This is a genomic window from Serratia sp. JKS296 (genome assembly GCF_900215445.1).
Classification (GTDB): Bacteria; Pseudomonadota; Gammaproteobacteria; order Enterobacterales; family Enterobacteriaceae; genus Serratia; species Serratia marcescens.
Genome location: NZ_OCMX01000001.1, coordinates 4,293,774 through 4,314,169, shown reverse-complemented (window position 1 = coordinate 4,314,169; position 20,396 = coordinate 4,293,774). Strand labels below are relative to the sequence as shown.

Annotated in this window: 17 protein-coding genes; 12 read left to right on the top strand and 5 right to left on the bottom strand. The window is 58.8% G+C overall.

Features of this window, described 5'->3' with window-relative positions:
* Window positions 1-8: 8 nt before the first annotated feature.
* Together yaaA and CRO23_RS20675 are read right to left on the bottom strand one after the other, a co-directional pair.
* The gene (gene yaaA / locus CRO23_RS20680; protein WP_049300199.1) at window positions 9-785 is read right to left on the bottom strand and encodes a peroxide stress protein YaaA; all 777 of its coding nucleotides are present in this window, start codon (window positions 783-785) and stop codon (window positions 9-11) included.
* 105 nt (window positions 786-890) lie between these two features.
* Window positions 891-2,327: an alanine/glycine:cation symporter family protein gene (locus CRO23_RS20675; protein WP_016929145.1), complete on the bottom strand. Its 1,437-nt coding sequence runs from the start codon at window positions 2,325-2,327 to the stop codon at window positions 891-893.
* Between the two features lie 383 nt (window positions 2,328-2,710).
* On the opposite strand from CRO23_RS20675, the gene tal reads away from it, so the two are divergent.
* From tal to CRO23_RS20660, 3 genes are all read left to right on the top strand, one after another.
* Window positions 2,711-3,664: a transaldolase gene (tal, locus tag CRO23_RS20670; protein WP_004932982.1), complete on the top strand. Its 954-nt coding sequence runs from the start codon at window positions 2,711-2,713 to the stop codon at window positions 3,662-3,664.
* A gap of 151 nt (window positions 3,665-3,815) precedes the next feature.
* Complete coding sequence (gene mog, locus CRO23_RS20665) at window positions 3,816-4,403, top strand: molybdopterin adenylyltransferase (RefSeq protein WP_015376607.1); 588 nt, start codon at window positions 3,816-3,818, stop codon at window positions 4,401-4,403.
* 124 nt (window positions 4,404-4,527) lie between these two features.
* Window positions 4,528-5,835 carry an MFS transporter gene (locus tag CRO23_RS20660; protein WP_097102781.1) on the top strand — a complete coding sequence of 436 codons (1,308 nt, stop codon included), beginning with the start codon at window positions 4,528-4,530 and terminating at the stop codon, window positions 5,833-5,835.
* A 44-nt stretch (window positions 5,836-5,879) separates the two neighbouring features.
* Here the strand turns inward: CRO23_RS20660 and satP are convergent, their stop codons facing one another.
* Window positions 5,880-6,479 (bottom strand): acetate uptake transporter, encoded by a 600-nt coding sequence (gene satP, locus CRO23_RS20655; RefSeq protein WP_028127866.1) that lies wholly within the window; start codon window positions 6,477-6,479, stop codon window positions 5,880-5,882.
* Window positions 6,480-6,803: 324 nt separating this feature from the next.
* Here satP and dnaK point away from each other — a divergent pair, with 324 nt between their 5' ends.
* The 4 genes from dnaK (at window position 6,804) to nhaR (ending at window position 12,443) form a co-directional block, all read left to right on the top strand.
* Window positions 6,804-8,717: a molecular chaperone DnaK gene (gene dnaK / locus CRO23_RS20650; RefSeq protein WP_004932972.1), complete on the top strand. Its 1,914-nt coding sequence runs from the start codon at window positions 6,804-6,806 to the stop codon at window positions 8,715-8,717.
* A gap of 106 nt (window positions 8,718-8,823) precedes the next feature.
* Window positions 8,824-9,948, top strand: coding sequence for a molecular chaperone DnaJ (dnaJ, locus tag CRO23_RS20645; protein ID WP_004932969.1), 1,125 nt, complete (start codon window positions 8,824-8,826; stop codon window positions 9,946-9,948).
* A 236-nt stretch (window positions 9,949-10,184) separates the two neighbouring features.
* Window positions 10,185-11,351 carry a Na+/H+ antiporter NhaA gene (gene nhaA, locus CRO23_RS20640; protein WP_097102779.1) on the top strand — a complete coding sequence of 389 codons (1,167 nt, stop codon included), beginning with the start codon at window positions 10,185-10,187 and terminating at the stop codon, window positions 11,349-11,351.
* 192 nt (window positions 11,352-11,543) lie between these two features.
* Entirely contained in the window at window positions 11,544-12,443 is a 900-nt protein-coding gene (nhaR, locus tag CRO23_RS20635) for a transcriptional activator NhaR (RefSeq protein ID WP_028127865.1), read from the top strand.
* Between the two features lie 71 nt (window positions 12,444-12,514).
* On the opposite strand, the gene rpsT is transcribed toward nhaR, so the two are convergent.
* Complete coding sequence (gene rpsT / locus CRO23_RS20630) at window positions 12,515-12,778, bottom strand: 30S ribosomal protein S20 (protein ID WP_004932960.1); 264 nt, start codon at window positions 12,776-12,778, stop codon at window positions 12,515-12,517.
* 390 nt (window positions 12,779-13,168) lie between these two features.
* Between rpsT and ribF the strand changes: the two genes are divergently transcribed.
* The 5 genes from ribF to ispH all read left to right on the top strand — a co-directional run bounded on the left by ribF (window position 13,169) and on the right by ispH (window position 19,009).
* Window positions 13,169-14,107: a bifunctional riboflavin kinase/FAD synthetase gene (ribF, locus tag CRO23_RS20620; protein WP_016929138.1), complete on the top strand. Its 939-nt coding sequence runs from the start codon at window positions 13,169-13,171 to the stop codon at window positions 14,105-14,107.
* Between the two features lie 156 nt (window positions 14,108-14,263).
* Window positions 14,264-17,080, top strand: a complete 2,817-nt coding sequence (gene ileS / locus CRO23_RS20615; RefSeq protein ID WP_016929137.1) for an isoleucine--tRNA ligase — start codon at window positions 14,264-14,266, stop codon at window positions 17,078-17,080.
* A 13-nt stretch (window positions 17,081-17,093) separates the two neighbouring features.
* The gene (gene lspA, locus CRO23_RS20610) at window positions 17,094-17,603 is read left to right on the top strand and encodes a signal peptidase II (protein WP_016929136.1); all 510 of its coding nucleotides are present in this window, start codon (window positions 17,094-17,096) and stop codon (window positions 17,601-17,603) included.
* Between the two features lies 1 nt (window position 17,604).
* Entirely contained in the window at window positions 17,605-18,075 is a 471-nt protein-coding gene (gene fkpB, locus CRO23_RS20605; RefSeq protein WP_016929135.1) for an FKBP-type peptidyl-prolyl cis-trans isomerase, read from the top strand.
* Window positions 18,056-19,009, top strand: coding sequence for a 4-hydroxy-3-methylbut-2-enyl diphosphate reductase (ispH, locus tag CRO23_RS20600; RefSeq protein ID WP_049300133.1), 954 nt, complete (start codon window positions 18,056-18,058; stop codon window positions 19,007-19,009). Before fkpB ends, ispH begins: the two co-directional genes overlap by 20 nt.
* Before the next feature lie 273 nt (window positions 19,010-19,282).
* Here the strand turns inward: ispH and CRO23_RS20595 are convergent, their stop codons facing one another.
* Window positions 19,283-20,188, bottom strand: a complete 906-nt coding sequence (locus CRO23_RS20595; RefSeq protein ID WP_016929133.1) for a LysR family transcriptional regulator — start codon at window positions 20,186-20,188, stop codon at window positions 19,283-19,285.
* Window positions 20,189-20,396: the final 208 nt, after the last annotated feature.

Below are 20,396 nucleotides of genomic sequence, written 5' to 3'. Positions count from 1 at the left end.
GGCTTTTTTTATGCCTGCTCCGGGCGCTTGAACACCAGTTCATTGCCCTGCGAGGCGGCTTCATCGAAGGCGTAGCCTTCCAGGTTGAAGTCCACCAACTGTTCGCTGCGCGTCAGGCGGTTCTTGATGATAAAGCGGCTCATCAACCCGCGCGCTTTCTTGGCGTAGAAGCTGATGACCTTGAACTTGCCGTTCTTCTCGTCGAGGAACACCGGTTTGATCAGCGAGCCGTGCAGCTTGGCCGGCTTCACTGCTTTGAAATACTCGTCGGACGCCAGGTTGACCACCACGTCGTCGCCCTGTTGCTCCAGCGCTTCGTTGAGCTTTTTGGTGATCTGATCGCCCCAGAAGCTGTACAGATCTTTGCCCTTCGGGTTTTCCAGCTTGATGCCCATCTCCAGCCGATACGGCATCATCAGATCGAGCGGGCGCAGCACCCCATACAGGCCGGACAGCATGCGCAGATGCTGCTGGGCGAAGTCGAAATCGGCTTCGCTGAAATCCTGCGCCTGCAGGCCGGTGTAAACGTCGCCCTTGAACGCCAGCAACGCCTGACGGGCGTTGTCCGGGGTAAATGCCGGCTGCCACTCGCTAAAGCGCGCGGCGTTCAGGCCGGCCAGCTTGTCGCTGATGCTCATCAGGCTGGCGATTTGCGCCGGCGTCAGCTTGCGGCAAATGTTGATAAGCCGCTGAGACTTGTCCAGCAGTTCGGGTTGCGTGAAGCGTTTTGTCGCCAGCGGGCTGTCGTAATCGAGCGTTTTTGCAGGGGAAATAATAACGAGCATGGCCAGATCCTGTTTATCCAAGTGCGGGTACTGTAGCAAAAAGCGCAGGAAAAAGCGGCAATCGGTCCAATAGGCGGGGCGCGCATCGCCCGCGCCCCGGAAAACTCAGCGCGGCGGCTTTTGATCGTCCCACACGCCCGGCTCCAGCTGCGATTTCAGCTCCGGGAATCGGGTGGCGTCGAAGGTTGGTAGCTTGCCCAGGCGGCGCTGGCGATGGTAGTCGTCGGCCAGTTTCAGCGCCACCCGCGACAGCAGCAGGATCGCCGTCAGGTTGGTGATCGCCATTAGCGCCATGGAGGTATCCGCCATTTTCCACACCAGTGGCAGCTCCGCCAGCGCGCCGAACATCACCATGCCCAGCGCCACACAGCGGAAAATCAGCAGGCCGCCCGGATGATTGTGTTCGAGGAACACCAGGTTGCTTTCGGCATAGGCGTAGTTGGCGATGATCGAGGTAAAGGCGAAGAAGAAGATGGCGATGGCGACGAACGGCGTTCCCCAACTGCCGACGGCGGTCGACAGCGCGCGCTGGGTCAGATCGATGCCGCTGATGCTGTCGGTCGGCTGATCGAGAATGCCGGAGGAGAGGATGATCGCCGCGGTGGCGCTGCAGATGACGATGGTGTCGATAAATACCCCGAGCATTTGCACGTAGCCCTGCGAAGCGGGATGCGGCGGATAAGGCGAGGCGGACGCCGCCGCGTTGGGCGCCGATCCCATGCCGGCTTCGTTGGAGAACAGGCCGCGCTGCACGCCCTGGGTCATCGCCTGGGAGATGCCGTAACCGACGGCGCCGGCCGCGGCTTCCTGCAGGCCGAAGGCGCTTTTGAAGATCAGCGCCAGGATCGCCGGCATGTGTTCGATGTTATGGCCAATCACCCAGAGGGCCAGCAACAGGTAGGCGCCGGCCATCAGCGGCACCACCAGCTCGGCCACTTTGGCGATGGAACGGATGCCGCCGAAGATCACCACGCCGCTCAGCAGCACCAGACCGATGCCGACGTGCAGCGGTTGCAAATGGAAGGCGACGGCGGAGGCTTGCGCGATGGAGTTGGCCTGCACGGCGTTGAATACCAGACCGAACGCGATGATCAGGAAGATCGAGAACAGCACGCCCATCCAGCGCATGCCGAGGCCTTTTTCCATGTAATAGGCCGGGCCACCGCGGTAGTTGCCGTTGTCGTCTTTGGTTTTATAGAGCTGAGCCAGCGAGCTTTCCACAAATGAGGTGGCCATGCCGATAAACGCCACCACCCACATCCAGAAGATGGCACCGGGGCCGCCGGCGGTCAGGGCGATGGCGACGCCGGTCAGGTTGCCGGTGCCGACGCGCGCCGCCAGCGTGGTGCACAGCGCCTGGAAAGAGGAAATGCCAGCGCTGTCGCTTTTATTGCTGTTTTTCAACACCGAGAACATGTGGCTGAAGTGGCGAAGCTGGATAAAGCGGGTACGCAACGTGAAGTAGATGCCGGTGCCGAGCAGCAGATAAATCAGCACTGACCCCCACAAAATGTTGTTTATAAAATTCATCAGGTCCGTCAAGGGATCCCTCCTCTTATCGAAATGTCATGCGCACCTTGCAGCATCCACCGCAGGTGAAAAACATTGGCCTATTTTTTACAAGAGCTTAGCTGGAATCTGTCCGGCGTCAGTCGATTAAGATTTTTCGCAGATTAGCGGACGAATTGCATCAATTTTTTCGAATTTAACATAATTTATTCGGGCGATAGCACGTTATTGCCTTTCCATCCGCTCGGTAATGGCGAAAGATATCGGCGTAAACGGTTGCTCGCCCAAGGATAAAACAGATGCTTGCGCGCCGCGGTTTTCCAGCCTTGCGCCGGGCTTGGCGCATGTTATTATCAGGGCAGGGCATGGTTGAACAATGCCAAAAGTTCATGCACAAACGATGAGATAATGCCAACATGACCGACAAATTAACTTCCCTGCGCCAGCTGACTACAGTGGTTGCAGATACGGGTGATATCGCGGCAATGAAGCTGTATCAACCGCAGGACGCCACAACCAACCCTTCGCTGATCCTCAATGCAGCCCAAATTCCTGAATACCGCAAACTGATTGACGAAGCCATTGCCTGGGCGCGCGGCCAGAGCAGCGATCGCGAGCAGCAGATCGCCGACGCCGCCGACAAGCTGGCAGTCAACATCGGTCTGGAGATCCTCAAACTGGTTCCGGGCCGCATCTCCACCGAGGTTGACGCGCGTCTGTCTTACGACACCGTTGCCAGCGTGGCCAAGGCCAAGCGCCTGATCAAGCTGTACAACGAAGCCGGCATCAGCAACGATCGCATTCTGATTAAACTGGCCTCGACCTGGCAGGGCATCCGCGCGGCGGAGCAGCTGGAGAAAGAAGGCATCAACTGTAACCTGACGCTGCTGTTCTCCTTCGCTCAGGCTCGCGCCTGTGCCGAAGCCGGCGTTTACCTGATCTCGCCGTTCGTCGGCCGTATCCTCGACTGGTACAAAGCCAACGGCGACAAGAAAGAGTTCGCTCCGCACGAAGATCCGGGCGTGATCTCCGTGACCGAAATTTACCAGTATTACAAACAGCACGGCTACAACACCGTGGTGATGGGCGCCAGCTTCCGCAACGTCGGCGAAATCATCGAACTGGCCGGCTGCGACCGCCTGACCATCGCGCCTGCGCTGCTGAAAGAGCTGGCGGAGAGCGAAGGCGCGCTGGAGCGCAAACTGTCTTATACCGGTGAAGTGAAGGCGCGTCCTGCCGCACTGACCGAACCTGAGTTCTACTGGCAGCACAACCAGGATCCGATGGCGGTTGAGAAACTGACCGACGGCATCCGCAAATTCGCCGTAGACCAGGGTAAACTGGAAAAAATGATCGCCGATCTGCTGTAATTCCGGCAGATCGCGCAGTAAAAAGGTGGCTCAGGCCACCTTTTTTTATGCCCGACGCTCCCGTCGGCGGGGGAAGCCCTTATACTCTCGGCAATGACAACAGAACGGGAGACGAACCCGTTTGGACCCCATCAGGCTGTAGAGGTTACGCATGGATATTTTACGTATTGGTTTGGTTTCCGTTTCCGACCGCGCGTCCGGTGGCGTTTATCAGGATAAAGGCATTCCGGCGCTGGAGGAGTGGCTGGCCGGCGCGCTGGCGACGCCCTTCAAGCTGGAAACCCGGCTGATCCCCGATGAGCAGACGCAAATTGAACAGACGCTGTGCGAGCTGGTGGACGAAATGGGCTGCCATCTGGTGCTGACCACCGGCGGCACCGGGCCGGCGCGTCGCGACGTCACCCCCGACGCCACGCTGGCGATCGCCGATCGCGTGATGCCCGGCTTCGGCGAGCAAATGCGTCAGATCAGCCTACACTATGTGCCAACGGCAATTCTTTCTCGCCAGGTGGGGGCGATCCGCAAACAGGCGCTGATCATCAACTTGCCCGGCCAACCGAAGTCGATCAAGGAAACGCTGGAAGGGGTAAAGGATGAGCAGGGCAATGCGGTGGTGCATGGCATCTTCGCCAGCGTGCCTTATTGCATTCAACTGCTCGACGGGCCTTACGTCGAAACGCACGCCGCGGTGGTAGCAGCATTTCGGCCAAAGAGCGCGCGTCGCGAGATAAACCTCTAAATTTCAGCGTTCTGCGAGATCGGCTTCAGCCCGTCTGGTGTGAAAATAATTTGCCGTTATAGTAAGGATTCTTTTACAGAAAGCCTGCGGCTTTTATTTTTACAGCCTTTACCGACGGTGCCCTATGCCTCACGACAATAATCGCCGGCTGAACCGGCAAGACTACAAAACGCTGACGTTGGCCGCGTTGGGCGGCGCGCTGGAGTTTTACGACTTCATCATCTTCGTGTTCTTCGCCGCCGTGGTCGGCGATCTGTTCTTCCCGGCGGACATGCCGGAGTGGCTGCGGCTGGTGCAAACCTTCGGCATCTTCGCCGCCGGCTATCTTGCCCGCCCGCTGGGCGGCATCGTGATGGCGCACTTCGGCGATCTGGTCGGCCGCAAAAAGATGTTTACCCTGAGCATTCTGCTGATGGCGTTGCCGACGCTGGCGATGGGTCTGCTGCCGACCTACGCCAGCATCGGCATCGCCGCGCCGCTGCTGCTGCTGCTGATGCGCGTGCTGCAGGGCGCGGCGATCGGCGGTGAGGTGCCGGGCGCCTGGGTCTTCGTCGCCGAACACGTGCCGCGCCGGCGCATCGGCTTCGCCTGCGGCACGCTGACCGCCGGGCTGACGGTGGGCATCTTGTTGGGCTCGGTGGTGGCGACGGTGATCAACACCACGCTCAGCCCGCAGAGCATCGCCGGCGGCGGCTGGCGCATTCCTTTCCTGTTGGGCGGCATGTTCGGCCTGGTGGCGATGTACTTGCGCCGTTGGCTGCAGGAGACGCCGATCTTTATCGAGATGCAGGCGCGTAAAGCGCTGGCCGAGGAGCTGCCGCTGAAATCGGTGGTGATCAACCACAAACGGGAAGTGGCGGTGTCGATGCTGCTGACCTGGCTGCTCTCCGCCGGCATCGTGGTGGTGATCCTGATGACCCCGACCTATCTGCAAAAGCAGTTCGCCATCGCACCGGCCTTGACGCTGCAGGCCAACAGCATCGCCACCATCATGTTGATCGCCGGCTGCATCGTCGCCGGTTTGTCGGCCGATCGCTTCGGCGCCAGCAAAACGCTGGTGGTCGGCAGTGTGCTGCTGGCCGGCTGCAGCTGGCTGTTCTATCAAACGGTGGGCGTGCGCCCGGAAATGTTGTTCGCCTGCTATGCACTGGTGGGCTTCAGCGTAGGCGTGGTGGGGGCCGTGCCGTATGTGATGGTGCGGGCCTTCCCGGCGGAAGTGCGGTTTACCGGCATCTCGTTCTCATATAACGTCTCGTACGCTATTTTTGGCGGTTTAACCCCTGTTTTTGTGACGCTGATCATGAAATTAACCCCGTTAGCGCCCGCTTACTATGTGTTGGCGCTGTCGCTCCTCGGGCTGCTGCTCGGCGTCTACTTGCATCGCGACCTGAACAGCGAAGCCGGCGAGCGGCGAGCCGGTTCCTACAGCTAAAAAAAAGCCCTGCAGTGCAGGGCTTTTTCGTCAGGGGAGGGCGATTACGCCGCGACCGGTGAGGCCGCGACGCGGGCCGGGGCCGGTTCGCCAATCGGCAGCACGGTGCGGCCGTATTGCTCGTTGAGCACTTCGGCCATCGCCAGGTAGATGGCGCTGGCGCCGCAGATGATGCCCTCATAACCAGCAAAGGTCAGCAGCGCGTGGTTGCCGGTGATGTTGCTGACGGCCAGCAGGGCGAACAGCAGCGTCAGGCTGGCGAACACGAACTGCAGCACGCGGTTGGCGCCCAGGGTGCCGAAGAACATGAACAGGGTGAAGACGCCCCACAGCGCCAGGTAGATGCCCAGCACGTGCGCCTCGGTGGCTTCAGCCAGACCCAGACGCGGCAGCAGCAGCAGGCCGACCAGGCTCAGCCAGAAGCTGCCGTAGGCGGTGAAGGCGGTCATGCCGAAGGTGTTGCCCTTCTTGTACTCCAGCAGACCGGCCAGGATCTGGGCCAGGCCACCGAAGAAAATCCCCATGCTGATGATGGCGGAGTTCAGTGGGAAAAAGCCCGCGTTGTGCAGGTTCAGCAAGACGGTGGTCATCCCGAAGCCCATCAGGCCGAGAGGGCCGGGATTCGCCAACTTGTTGGTGTGCATAAGTCCTCTGCGATAACAGAAAATTAACGGAAACAGCGAAGTAAAATCATAAATGGTCTGAATGGCCAAAAAGTCGAAGTTTTCCACCAGAGCGCGCGCATCATAATGATCCCCGCAGCCGGAAACAATGATCTGAATGACGATAAAAAAAGAAATTTTTTTCGCCTTGCCCCTTGATGCCGGACTGGATGGCCCCATCTTATTTGCAACCGCAGCTGCTAACCGCGGGTCGCACTGAGATATCGGGCAGTTGAAAAGCAAAAAATCGCCCGCATATAGGTTAGCAACCTGACTGATTATGAATTTTTTAGTGGAGACGTTTAGATGGGCAAAATTATTGGTATCGACCTGGGTACTACCAACTCTTGCGTAGCAATTATGGATGGTGCCAAGGCACGCGTGCTGGAAAACGCCGAGGGCGACCGCACCACTCCTTCTATTATCGCATATACCCAGGACGGTGAAACTCTGGTTGGCCAGCCGGCTAAGCGTCAGGCAGTGACCAACCCTGAAAACACCCTGTTCGCCATCAAGCGCCTGATCGGTCGCCGCTTCCAGGATGAAGAAGCGCAGCGCGACAAAGCGATCATGCCGTACAAAATCGTCGAAGCCGACAACGGCGACGCCTGGCTGGAAGTGAAAGGCCAGAAAATGGCTCCGCCGCAGATCTCTGCGGAAGTGCTGAAAAAAATGAAGAAAACGGCGGAAGATTACCTGGGCGAACCGGTAACTGAAGCGGTTATCACCGTACCGGCTTACTTCAACGATGCCCAGCGTCAGGCGACCAAAGACGCCGGCCGCATCGCGGGTCTGGAAGTCAAACGCATCATCAACGAACCGACTGCGGCGGCTCTGGCCTACGGCCTGGACAAAGAAGTCGGCAACCGCACCATCGCGGTTTATGACCTGGGCGGCGGTACTTTCGATATCTCCATCATCGAAATCGACGACGTTGACGGCGAAAAAACCTTTGAAGTGCTGGCCACCAACGGTGACACCCACCTGGGTGGCGAAGACTTCGACAGCCGTCTGATCAACTACCTGGTGGAAGAATTCAAGAAAGATCAGGGTATCGATCTGCGCAACGATCCGCTGGCGATGCAGCGTCTGAAAGAAGCCGCTGAGAAAGCGAAGATTGAACTGTCTTCCGCTCAGCAGACCGACGTTAACCTGCCGTACATCACCGCAGACGCGACCGGTCCAAAACACATGAACATCAAAGTGACTCGCGCCAAACTCGAGTCGCTGGTTGAAGATCTGGTTGCGCGCTCTATCGAACCGCTGAAAGTGGCGCTGAAAGACGCAGGCCTGTCGGTTTCCGACATTCAGGACGTGATCCTGGTGGGCGGCCAGACCCGTATGCCAATGGTGCAGAAGAAAGTCGCAGACTTCTTCGGCAAAGAACCGCGTAAAGACGTGAACCCGGACGAAGCGGTTGCCGTGGGCGCTGCGGTACAGGGCGGCGTGTTGGCCGGTGATGTGAAGGACGTTCTGCTGCTGGACGTGACCCCGCTGTCGCTGGGTATCGAAACCATGGGCAGCGTGATGACGCCGCTGATCACCAAAAACACCACGATCCCAACCAAGCACAGCCAGGTGTTCTCTACCGCTGAAGACAACCAGTCTGCGGTAACCATCCACGTGCTGCAGGGTGAGCGTAAGCGCGCCAGCGATAACAAATCTCTGGGCCAGTTCAACCTGGACGGCATCCAGGCGGCGCCGCGCGGCATGGCGCAGATCGAAGTGACCTTCGATATCGATGCCGACGGCATCCTGCACGTGTCTGCCAAAGACAAGAACACCGGTCGTGAGCAGAAGATCACCATCAAGGCATCTTCTGGCCTGAACGAAGACGAAATCCAGAAAATGGTGCGCGACGCCGAGCTGAACGCTGAAGCTGACCGCAAGTTCGAAGAGCTGGTACAGACGCGTAACCAGGCGGATCACCTGATCCACGGCACTCGCAAGCAGCTGGAAGAAGCGGGCGACAAACTGCCGGCGGAAGACAAAACGGCGATCGAAGCGGCGCTGAAGGATCTGGAAGCGGCGGTGAAAGGCGAAGATAAAGCCGAGATCGAAGCGAAGACTCAGGCGCTGGTGCAGGTTTCCGGCAAACTGCTGGAAATGGCTCAGGCGCAGCAGGCTCAGCAGGGTGCTGACGCCGGCGCGGACAACGCGGCGCAGAAAGACGACGACGTGGTTGACGCCGAGTTCGAAGAAGTTAAAGACAAAAAATAATCGCCCTTAAGCGGGCACGGGGCGGCCGAGGTGTCGTTCCCGGAAACCAGCACGGGCGTCGAGGCAACTCTGCGCCCGTGCACGCATGTTAAGGGTAAGCGAAAGAATGGCGAAGAAAGACTATTACGAGATTCTCGGCGTCAGCAAGACGGCGGATGAACGTGAGATCAAAAAGGCGTATAAACGCCTGGCGATGAAATACCATCCTGACCGCAACCAGGAACAAGACGCCGAAACCAAGTTTAAAGAAGTTAAAGAAGCTTACGAAGTTCTGACCGACGACCAGAAACGCGCGGCCTACGACCAGTATGGGCACGCGGCCTTTGAACAGGGCGGCATGGGCGGCGGCGGCTTTGGCGGCGGCGCCGACTTCAGCGATATCTTTGGCGACGTGTTTGGCGACATCTTCGGCGGAGGCCGCCGTCAGCGCGCCAGCCGCGGTTCCGATCTGCGCTATAACATGGAGCTGACCCTCGAGGAAGCGGTACGTGGCGTCACCAAAGAGATCCGCATCCCGACGCTGGAAGAGTGCGACGTCTGCCACGGCAGCGGCGCCAAACCGGGCAGCTCGCCGGTGACCTGTCCAACCTGTCACGGTCAGGGCCAGGTGCAGATGCGTCAGGGCTTCTTCACCGTGCAACAGGCGTGTCCGCACTGCCATGGCCGCGGTCAGATTATCAAAGATCCGTGCAACAAGTGCCACGGCCACGGCCGGGTAGAAAAATCCAAGACGCTGTCGGTGAAAATTCCGGCCGGCGTCGATACCGGCGACCGCATCCGCCTGGCGGGTGAAGGTGAAGCCGGCGAACACGGCGCACCGGCGGGCGATCTGTACGTTCAGGTGCAGGTGAAGGCGCACCCGATCTTCGAGCGTGAAGGCAACAACCTGTACTGTGAAGTGCCGATCAACTTCGCCATGGCGGCGCTGGGCGGCGAGATTGAAGTGCCGACGCTGGACGGCCGGGTGAAACTGAAGGTGCCTTCGGAGACCCAAACCGGCAAGCTGTTCCGCATGCGCGGCAAGGGCGTGAAATCGGTGCGCGGCGGCAGCCAGGGCGACCTGCTGTGCCGCGTGGTGGTGGAAACCCCGGTCAATCTGAACGACAAGCAGAAGCAGCTGCTGCGTGAGCTGGAAGAGAGCCTGGGTGGCCCGTCCGGCGACAAGAACAGCCCGCGTTCGAAGAGCTTCTTCGACGGGGTGAAAAAGTTCTTTGACGATCTGACTCGCTAACCTACTGTTTCTTTTGGTTTATGTACGAACCCCGGGCTTCTGTTCCGGGGTTTTTATTTGCGCGCCAAACCGCAAATTCCATAATATAAGTGTGACTTATTCGTGCTTTTTATCGGTTTTTACGAGCTATTTAGCATTTATAAACTTATTTTTTCGAACTAAAACGCCCTCTATACTCACTTCATGACTGTGGTTCGCAGGGCGCTACGTCCTGCACAGATTTGGAGAGACGTACTGTGACCAACATCATTCGTCAATTTTTACGTCAGGAAGCCGCGGGCGGTATCATTCTGATCGCGGCGGCGATCGTCGCCCTGATCATGGCCAACACTCCGGCGCAGGGGATCTATCAGGCATTCCTTAACCTGCCGGTGATGGTGAAGATTGCTTCGCTGGAGATCGCCAAGCCGCTGCTGCTGTGGATCAACGACGGCCTGATGGCCATCTTCTTCCTGGTGGTGGGGCTGGAGGTCAAGCGCGAGCTGATGCAAGGCTCGCTGTCCGGGCGCGACAAGGCGGTGTTTCCGGCGATCGCCGCGCTGGGCGGCATGCTGGCGCCGGCGCTGATTTACCTGCTGTTCAACGGCGCGGATGACGTCACCCGCCAGGGTTGGGCGATCCCGGCCGCGACCGATATCGCCTTCGCGCTTGGCGTAATGGCGCTGCTGGGCAACCGCGTGCCGACCAGCCTGAAAGTGTTCCTGCTGGCGTTGGCGATCATCGACGACCTGGGCGTGATTATCATCATCGCACTGTTCTACACCCACGAAGTGTCGATGGTGGCGCTGGGCGTGGCGGCGGTGGCGGCGGTGCTGCTGGCGGTGATGAACTGGCGCGGCGTGGGCAAGACCTCGTTATACATGATGGTTGGCCTGGTGTTGTGGGTGGCGATCCTCAAGTCTGGGGTGCATGCGACGCTGGCCGGGGTGATCGTCGGCTTTATGATCCCGTTGAACGTCAAAAAGGGGCCATCGCCGTCGGAAACGCTGGAGCATGAGTTGCACCCTTGGGTCGCGTTTATGATCCTGCCGCTGTTCGCTTTCGCCAACGCCGGGGTCTCTTTGCAGGGCGTATCGCTGGAAGGGTTAACGTCGCTGCTGCCGGTCGGGATTGCGGCTGGGTTGTTTATCGGCAAGCCGCTGGGGATTTTCCTCTTCAGCCTGCTGGCGGTGAAAATGGGCATCGCCCGTTTGCCTGAAGGCATCGGCTTCAAACAGGTGTTTGCCGTTTCGGTGCTCTGCGGCATTGGTTTCACCATGTCGATTTTTATCGCCTCGCTGGCGTTTGGCGATGCAGATGCGGCGCTCAGCACCTATTCCCGCCTGGGGATCCTGTTGGGCTCCACCACTGCGGCGGTGGTAGGGTATGGATTGCTGCGTCTGGCGTTGCCGCGCGTGCGTTAATCCTGAATGTGCCCGGTAAGGGCACATAATAAAATGGCTGGTCGGAGCTGTACGGTATAAAATATGTGCAGCTTCGGCCGTTCTTCGTTGGGACTAATGGGGTTATACGTTGTCTGAAGCAGGGAAAGGAAGTTTGTCGCTCGTCACGGCACACCGTTTGCCGCTGCGAAACGTTGTTAAGGAGAGCCGCTCGTGAGGATGTCGCATATCAACTTTAATCACCTTTACTATTTCTGGCAGGTCTGCAAGGCCGGTTCCGTGGTCGGTGCCGCCGAAGCGTTGTTTCTGACGCCGCAGACCATCACCGGCCAGATCAAAGCGCTGGAAGAGCGGTTGGACGGCAAGCTGTTCAAACGCCAGGGGCGCGGGTTGGTGCCTTCGGAGCTGGGGCAGTTGGTGTTCCGCTATGCCGACAAGATGTTTATGCTCAGCCAGGAAATGCTGGATATCGTCAACTACCGCAAAGAGTCCAACCTGCTGTTCGACGTCGGCGTAGCGGATGCGCTGTCGAAGCGGCTGGTCAGCCAGGTATTGGAAACGGCGGTGGTGGTGGACAACGAGCAGATCCACCTGCGTTGCTTTGAATCGACGCACGAGATGCTGCTGGAGCAGCTTAGCCAGCACAAGCTGGATATGATCCTCTCGGATTGCCCGGTGGACTCCAGCCAGCAGGAAGGGCTGTTCTCGCTGAAGCTGGGCGAGTGCGGCATCAGCTTTTTCTGTCGCCAACCGGCGCCGGACCTGCCGTTCCCGGCTTGTCTGGAGCAGCGCAAGCTGCTGATCCCCGGCCGCCGTTCGATGCTGGGGCGCAAGCTGCTCAACTGGTTCAATACGCAGGGCATTCAGGTGGAAATTCTGGGCGAGTTCGACGATGCGGCGCTGATGAAGGCCTTCGGCATGTACCACAATGCGATCTTCGTGGCGCCGACGCTGTATGCGCAGGATACCTACAACGATGACAACGTGGTGGAGATTGGGCGTATCGACAGCGTGCAGGAGGAGTATTACATCATCTTCGCCGAGCGCATGATCCAGCATCCGGCGGTGCAGCGCGTCTGCAACAAAGACTTCTCGGCGCTGTTTTCCTGCTAGCGGTTCACTGAACGCAGGACGTAAAAAAACCGGCCTGAGCCGGTTTTTTTATCAAGCAGATAACGAAATGCTTATTGCATTGCGTTGATGCGTGCAGTCAGGTTTGACTTATGACGCGCTGCTTTGTTTTTGTGGATCAGGCCTTTAGCTGCCTGACGGTCCACCAGTGGTTGCATTACCAGGAATGCATTTTGTGCTGCTTCTTTGTCGCCAGCTGCGATAGCTGCGTCTACCTTCTTGATGAAGGTACGCACCATTGAGCGACGGCTTGCGTTATGCTTGCGGCGTTTCTCAGACTGTACGGCGCGTTTCTTAGCTGATTTGATATTAGCCAAGGTCCAACTCCCAAATATATTCTATTGAGGACAATTCAAAGGCCGAGGAATATGCCCTTTTAGCCTTCGTTTGTCAATGGATTTGTGCAAATAAGCGCCGTTTGTACAGGCGGCACTCGCTACGTTGTGATGGCGCAGGATTTTACCAGCTTCGCTCTTGGGAATACAGTGTTTCGCGAGAAAATTCGCCAATGTTTTGCCGCGGCGGGCGCAAGCCGTTGGCCGCGGTCGAGAATCGCCCCGGCAGCGCCGGATAAACTGCGGCGAAGCCGTTTCACGCGCAGATTATCTCCGGTATGGTATGTCTATTACATAAAGGCACCAATCGCGGGTTAACCTTACCGGCTGTACAAGGTATAATCCGCCGATTTCCACTGTTTTGAGCCAGCTATGGAGCTAATTCGCGGCATTCACAATATCCGGGCGCGCCACCATGGTTGCGTGCTCACCATCGGCAACTTTGACGGCGTACACCGCGGTCATCAGGCGCTGCTGGAGCAGTTGAAGCAACAAGGGCAACGCCTCGGGCTGCCGGTGATGGTCATGATCTTTGAGCCGCAGCCGCTGGAGATGTTCGCCGCAGACAAGGCGCCGGCCCGCTTGACGCGCCTGCGCGACAAGGCCAACTATCTGGCGCAGGCGGGCGTCGATTACCTGCTGTGCGTCAAGTTCGATCCGCGTTTCGCCGCCAACACCGCGCAGGCGTTCGTCGCCGAGCTGCTGGTGGAAAAACTGGGCGTCAAATTCCTGATGGTGGGGGATGATTTTCGCTTTGGCGCCGGGCGTCAGGGTGATTTTCCGCTATTGCAGCAGGCCGGAAAAGAGTACGGCTTCGACGTGGTCAGCACCCCGACCTTCCGCGAAGGCGAGCGGCGCATCAGCAGCACCGCGATCCGCACCGCGCTGAGCGAGGACGATCTGCCGTTGGCGGAGACCCTGCTGGGCCACCCGTACAGCATTTCCGGGCGCGTGGTGCACGGCGACGAGCTGGGGCGCACCATCGGCTTCCCGACCGCCAATCTGCCGCTCAAGCGTCTGGTGGCGCCGGTGAAAGGAGTGTATGCGGTGGAAGTGTATGGCCTGGGGCCGAAGCCGCTGCCGGGCGTGGCCAATATCGGCACGCGCCCGACCGTCGCCGGCGTGCGCCAGCAGCTGGAAGTGCATCTGCTGGATGTCACAATGGATCTTTACGGGCGCCATATTGAGGTGGTGCTCCGCGCAAAATTGCGCAATGAACAGCGGTTTGCTTCGCTGGATGCCCTGAAGCAGCAAATCGCCAATGATGTGGTGACGGCCCGGAAGTTCTTCGGGTTAAAAACACTGGTTTAATCGTTTACCCTAAACAATTCGAGTTACATCGCGGCGGCAACCGCGCGAACCCCGATGACCTTGCACAGGCGAGTGATTCGGGTGAGAAAGGGCGGCCGACAAAGATGCAGCATGAAGTGTGACGGGTAAATAGCCGAAAACGGAAACGAGAATCTCATGAGTGACTACAAGAATACCCTGAACTTGCCGGAAACAGGGTTCCCGATGCGCGGCGATCTCGCCAAGCGCGAACCTGGCATGCTGCAACGTTGGTATGAACAGGATCTGTACGGGATTATTCGTACTGCCAAAAAGGGCAAAAAAACCTTCATTTTGCATGACGGCCCTCCGTATGCGAACGGCAGCATTCACATTGGTCACTCGGTTAACAAGATTCTCAAAGACATTATCATCAAGTCGAAAGGGATGGCCGGCTTCGACTCGCCTTATGTGCCGGGTTGGGATTGCCACGGCCTGCCGATCGAACTGAAGGTTGAGCAACTGTACGGCAAGCCGGGCGAGAAGCTGACGGCGGCCGAGTTCCGCCAGAAGTGCCGCGAGTACGCGGCCGAGCAGGTTGAAGGCCAGAAGAAGGACTTCATTCGCCTGGGCGTGTTGGGCGACTGGGATCGTCCGTACCTGACGATGGATTTCAAAACCGAAGCCAACATCATCCGCGCGCTGGGCAAGATCATCAGCAACGGCCACCTGCTGAAAGGCGCCAAGCCGGTTCACTGGTGCACCGACTGCGGTTCGTCGCTGGCGGAAGCGGAAGTGGAGTACTACGACAAAACTTCGCCGTCGATCGACGTGAGCTTCCATGCGGCCGACGCGGCTGCCGTGGCGGCCAAGTTCGGCGTGAGCCACTTCAGCGGCGCCATCTCCCTGGTTATCTGGACCACCACCCCGTGGACCCTGCCGGCCAACCGCGCGATCTCGCTGCACCCGGACTTCACCTATCAGTTGGTGCAGGTTGACGGCCAGTGCCTGATCCTGGCGGCTGAACTGGTGGAAAGCGTGATGAAGCGCGCCGGCATCACCGAGTGGACCGTGCTGGGCAGCTGCAAAGGCGCCGATCTGGAGCTGCTGCGCTTCAAACACCCGTTCATGGACTTCGACGTGCCGGCGATCCTCGGCGAGCACGTGACGCTGGACGCCGGTACCGGTGCGGTGCACACCGCGCCTGGCCACGGCCCGGACGACTTCGTGATCGGCCAGAAATACGGCCTGGAAGTGGCCAACCCGGTAGGGCCGAACGGCTGCTACCTGACCGGCACCTACCCGCTGCTGGACGGCAAGTTCGTCTTCAAGGCCAACGATCTGATCGTCGATCTGCTGCGTGACAAAGGCGCGCTGCTGCACGTCGAGAAGTTCCTGCACAGCTATCCGTGCTGCTGGCGCCACAAGACGCCGATCATCTTCCGCGCTACGCCGCAATGGTTCATCAGCATGGATCAGAAAGGCCTGCGTCAGCAGTCGCTGGAAGAGATCAAGGGCGTGCAGTGGATCCCGGATTGGGGCCAGGCGCGCATCGAAATGATGGTCGCTAACCGCCCGGACTGGTGCATCTCGCGTCAGCGCACCTGGGGCGTGCCGATGTCGCTGTTCGTGCATAAAGAGACCGAGCAGCTGCACCCGCGCAGCGTTGAGCTGATGGAAGAAGTGGCCAAACGCGTCGAGCAAGACGGCATTCAGGCCTGGTGGGATCTGGACGCGGCCGACATCCTCGGCGCGGAAGCCGCCGACTACGTGAAAGTGCCGGATACGCTGGACGTGTGGTTCGATTCCGGTTCCACCCACGCCTCGGTTGTCGACGTGCGTCCTGAATTCAACGGCCACGGCGCCGACATGTATCTGGAAGGCTCCGACCAACACCGCGGCTGGTTCATGTCATCACTGATGATTTCCACCGCGATGAAGGGCAAGGCGCCGTACAAGGAAGTGCTGACCCACGGCTTCACCGTCGACGGTCAGGGCCGCAAGATGTCCAAATCGATCGGCAACACCGTCAGCCCGCAGGACGTGATGAACAAGCTGGGCGGCGACATTCTGCGTCTGTGGGTGGCGTCGACCGATTACACCGGCGAGATCGCGGTGTCCGATGAGATCCTCAAGCGCTCCGCCGACTCTTATCGCCGCATCCGCAACACCGCGCGCTTCCTGCTGGCCAACCTGAACGGGTTCGAGCCGAGCACCGATTGCGTGGCGCCGGAAGACATGGTGGTGCTGGATCGCTGGGCGGTCGGCCGCGCGCTGGCGGCGCAGCGGGATATCGAGCAGGCTTACGCCAACTACGATTTCCACGAAGTGGTGCAGCGCCTGATGCAGTTCTGTTCGGTCGAGATGGGCTCCTTCTACCTGGATATCATCAAGGATCGTCAGTACACCGCGAAGAGCGACAGCGTCGCCCGCCGCAGCTGCCAGACCGCGCTGTATCACATCGTCGAAGCGCTGGTGCGCTGGATGGCGCCGATCATGTCGTTCACCGCAGACGAGATCTGGGGCTTCATGCCGGGCAAACGCGCGCAGTACGTGTTCACTGAAGAGTGGTACGACGGCCTGTTCGGGCTGGCGGAAGGCGAGTCGATGAACGACGCTTTCTGGGCTGAGCTGCTGAAAGTGCGCGGCGAAGTGAACAAGGTGCTGGAGCAGGCGCGTGCCGACAAACGCCTCGGCGGTTCGCTGGAAGCGGCGGTGACGCTGTATGCCGACAGCGAGTTGGCGGCGCGTCTGAACAGCCTGCAGGATGAGCTGCGCTTTGTGCTGCTGACCTCTGCGGCAAGCGTTGCGCCTTTGGCGGATGCGCCGGCCGACGCGCAGGCTTCCGAGCTGCTGAAAGGGCTGAAGATCGCCTTCAGCACGGCGCCAGGTGAGAAGTGCCCGCGCTGCTGGCATTACACCACCGATATCGGTCTGGTGGCGGAGCACGCAGACATCTGCGGCCGCTGTGTGAGCAACGTCGCCGGTGACGGCGAGAAGCGTAACTTTGCCTGAGAACTCGCGCCTGATGAGTAAACCAATTTGTTCGACCGGCCTGCGTTGGCTGTGGGTTGTAGTGGCGGTGCTGGCGCTGGATTTCGGCAGCAAGCAGTGGATCCTCGCTAACTTTACGCTGGGCCAGTCCCAGCCGTTGATCCCGTCGTTCAACCTGTTTTACGCGCGCAACTACGGCGCCGCGTTCAGCTTCCTGGCCGATCACGGCGGTTGGCAGCGCTGGTTCTTCGCCGGCATCGCCATCGCCATCGTCGCGGTGCTGCTGGTGATGATGTACCGCAGCGCGGCACAGCAGAAGCTGAACAACATCGCCTACGCCTTTATTATCGGCGGGGCGCTGGGCAACCTGTTCGATCGCCTGTGGCACGGTTTTGTGGTCGATTTCATCGACTTCTACGTCGGTGATTGGCACTACCCGACCTTCAATCTGGCGGACAGCTTTATCTGCGTGGGCGCGGCGATGATCGTGCTGGAAGGTTTCTTGTCGCCGGCGAACAAAGACGCAAAGAGTAAAGGTGAGTAATATGACGGCTCAGGTTATCAGTGACAGCGCGGTGCTGGTTCACTTCACGCTGAAACTGGAAGACGGTTCGACCGCCGAATCCACCCGCAGCAGCGGCAAACCGGCGCTGTTCCGCCTGGGTGACGGCAGCCTGTCGGCGCCGCTGGAAGAGCAACTGCTCGGCCTGCGCGCGGGCGACAAGCGCGCCTTTACCCTGCAGCCGGAAGCGGCGTTCGGCGCGGAGAACCCGGATCTGGTCCAGTTCTTCTCGCGCCGCGACTTCGCGGAAACCGGCGTGCCGGACGTGGGCACCATCATGCTGTTTACCGCCATCGACGGCAGCGAAATGCCGGGCGTGGTGCGCGCGGTGGCGGAGGATTCAATCACCGTCGATTTCAACCATCCGCTGGCGGGCCATCCGGTGACCTTCGACATCGAAGTGCTGGAGATCGATCCGCAGCAGGAGGAGACGCATGCAAATATTGCTGGCTAACCCGCGCGGCTTCTGCGCCGGGGTTGATCGTGCGATCAGCATCGTGGAACGCGCGCTGGAGCTATATGGCGCGCCGATCTACGTGCGACATGAAGTGGTGCACAACCGCTACGTGGTCGACAGCCTGCGTGAGCGCGGCGCGGTGTTTATCGAAGAGATCGCCGAAGTGCCGGACGGCTCTATCCTGATCTTCTCGGCGCACGGCGTTTCTCAGGCGGTGCGCGCCGAAGCCAAGGCGCGCGATCTGACCATGCTGTTCGACGCCACCTGTCCGCTGGTGACCAAGGTGCATATGGAAGTGGCGCGCGCTAGCCGCCGCGGCACCGAAGCGATCCTGATCGGCCATGCCGGGCACCCGGAGGTGGAAGGCACCATGGGCCAGTACAGCAACCCACAGGGCGGCATGTACCTGGTCGAGTCGCCGGAAGACGTGTGGAAGCTGCGGGTGAAAGACGAAGACAACCTGTGCTTCATGACGCAGACTACGCTGTCGGTGGATGATACCTCGGACGTGATCGACGCGTTGCGTCAGCGTTTCCCGAATATTATCGGGCCACGTAAGGATGATATCTGCTACGCCACCACCAACCGTCAGGAAGCGGTGCGCAATCTGGCCGGCGATGCGGACGTGGTGCTGGTGGTGGGGTCGAAGAACTCCTCCAATTCCAACCGTCTGGCGGAACTGGCGCAGCGCGTCGGCAAACCGGCTTATCTGATCGATTCGGCGGCGGATATTCAGGAAAGCTGGCTGAGCGAAGCGCGCAATATCGGCGTTACCGCCGGCGCCTCGGCACCGGACGTGCTGGTGCAGGAGGTGATCTCCCGCCTGAAAGCGCTGGGCGGCCTGGACGTGCATGAAATCAGCGGGCGCGAAGAGAACATCGTGTTCGAAGTGCCGAAAGAATTGCGCGTGGACGTCCGTCAGATTGACTGATGTGCGTGAGTGAATGACAACGGGGGGCTTAGGCTTCCCGTTTTTTTTTGGAAAGCGAGCCGCGTAAAAAATAACACTCCATGCATATTCAAATTTTCTGCTAACTAAAGTCAAATTTATTCTGAGTATTTGAAATAACGTCGGTGTGGTTAATTATATAGGCTGGCGAAAAGTCATTAATAAGAATATCATTAGGCTGCAATCTAAATAGGCCCGGTGTTGGCAAAGTGATTACAATAATTACAATAATGGATGTTGCAGATGTTTCTTATTTTATTCCTGCCGAATATGTTCTACGGCGGTTAATCCCTTCTCCTGCAAATAGAGTTTCATATGTTCCAGCAACCGTCTGACTTTTAATGGCTGGATCTCCCTACGTGGCATAATGGCGTAGCAATTAATTTCCGGTAAGCGCCAATCGGGCAATATTTCAATCAGCTCACCGCTGCGCAATTCACGTTCAACATTGGCGAAGAAATTGCGAATGATGCCCTTGCCGGTCAACGCCAACTCCTTCATCGCCATACCGCTGTTGGTGAACAAACGCCCGGTCATGCGCATGCGGTGTTCATCGCCGTTGCGATGGATAAGACGGACAAACTGTGGGTTGCCGAGCGGCGTAAAGGTGACCCAATGGTGATGGGTCAGCGCCTGCGGCGAATCCGGCACGCCGTGGTGTGCCAGGTAGGCCGGTGAGGCGCACAACACTTCGCGGCAGCGGGCCAACCGCGTGGAAACGTAGCTGGAATCGGCCAGCACGCCGCCGCGTATCGCCAGATCGATGCGTTGCGCGATCAGGTCTATCTTCTCATCGTGGATCTCCAGTCGCAGCGTGAGCCGAGGATGCTCGTCGAGAAAGCTTTGCAGCGCCGGCACCAGATAGTGAGTGGCGAATTCAGTGGAGGTGGCGACACGCAGTTCGCCGACCAGCTCTCCGCGCAGCGCGGCGATCCGTTGTTGGCCACGTTCGGCAGCGTGGATCATCAGCAGGCAATCTTCATAAAAACACAATCCTGCTTCGGTCAGACTCAATGAACGCGTCGATCGCAACAGTAATTGAATGCCCAGATGCTCCTCCAGCTGGCGAATATGTTGGCTGACGGCGGAGGTCGTCATGCCCAATTCTTTTGCCGCCATGCTGAATGCGCCGCAATCGACCACTTTTGAGAAAATGGCCATGCGTTTTAAAATATTGCTCATAGTTTGTTAAGCACAACTTAACCAAGATTGTGAATTATACGGGCTAATAATATAGCATCATCTCTTCTATATTGCCTGAAGCATATAAACGACGGGCTGATTATTATTTTGCAGAGATTTTTTCTCTTTTTGATAAATCTTATTGCGCTTATCAATAATACTCCCGCACCACATCGTAACAGGAGCT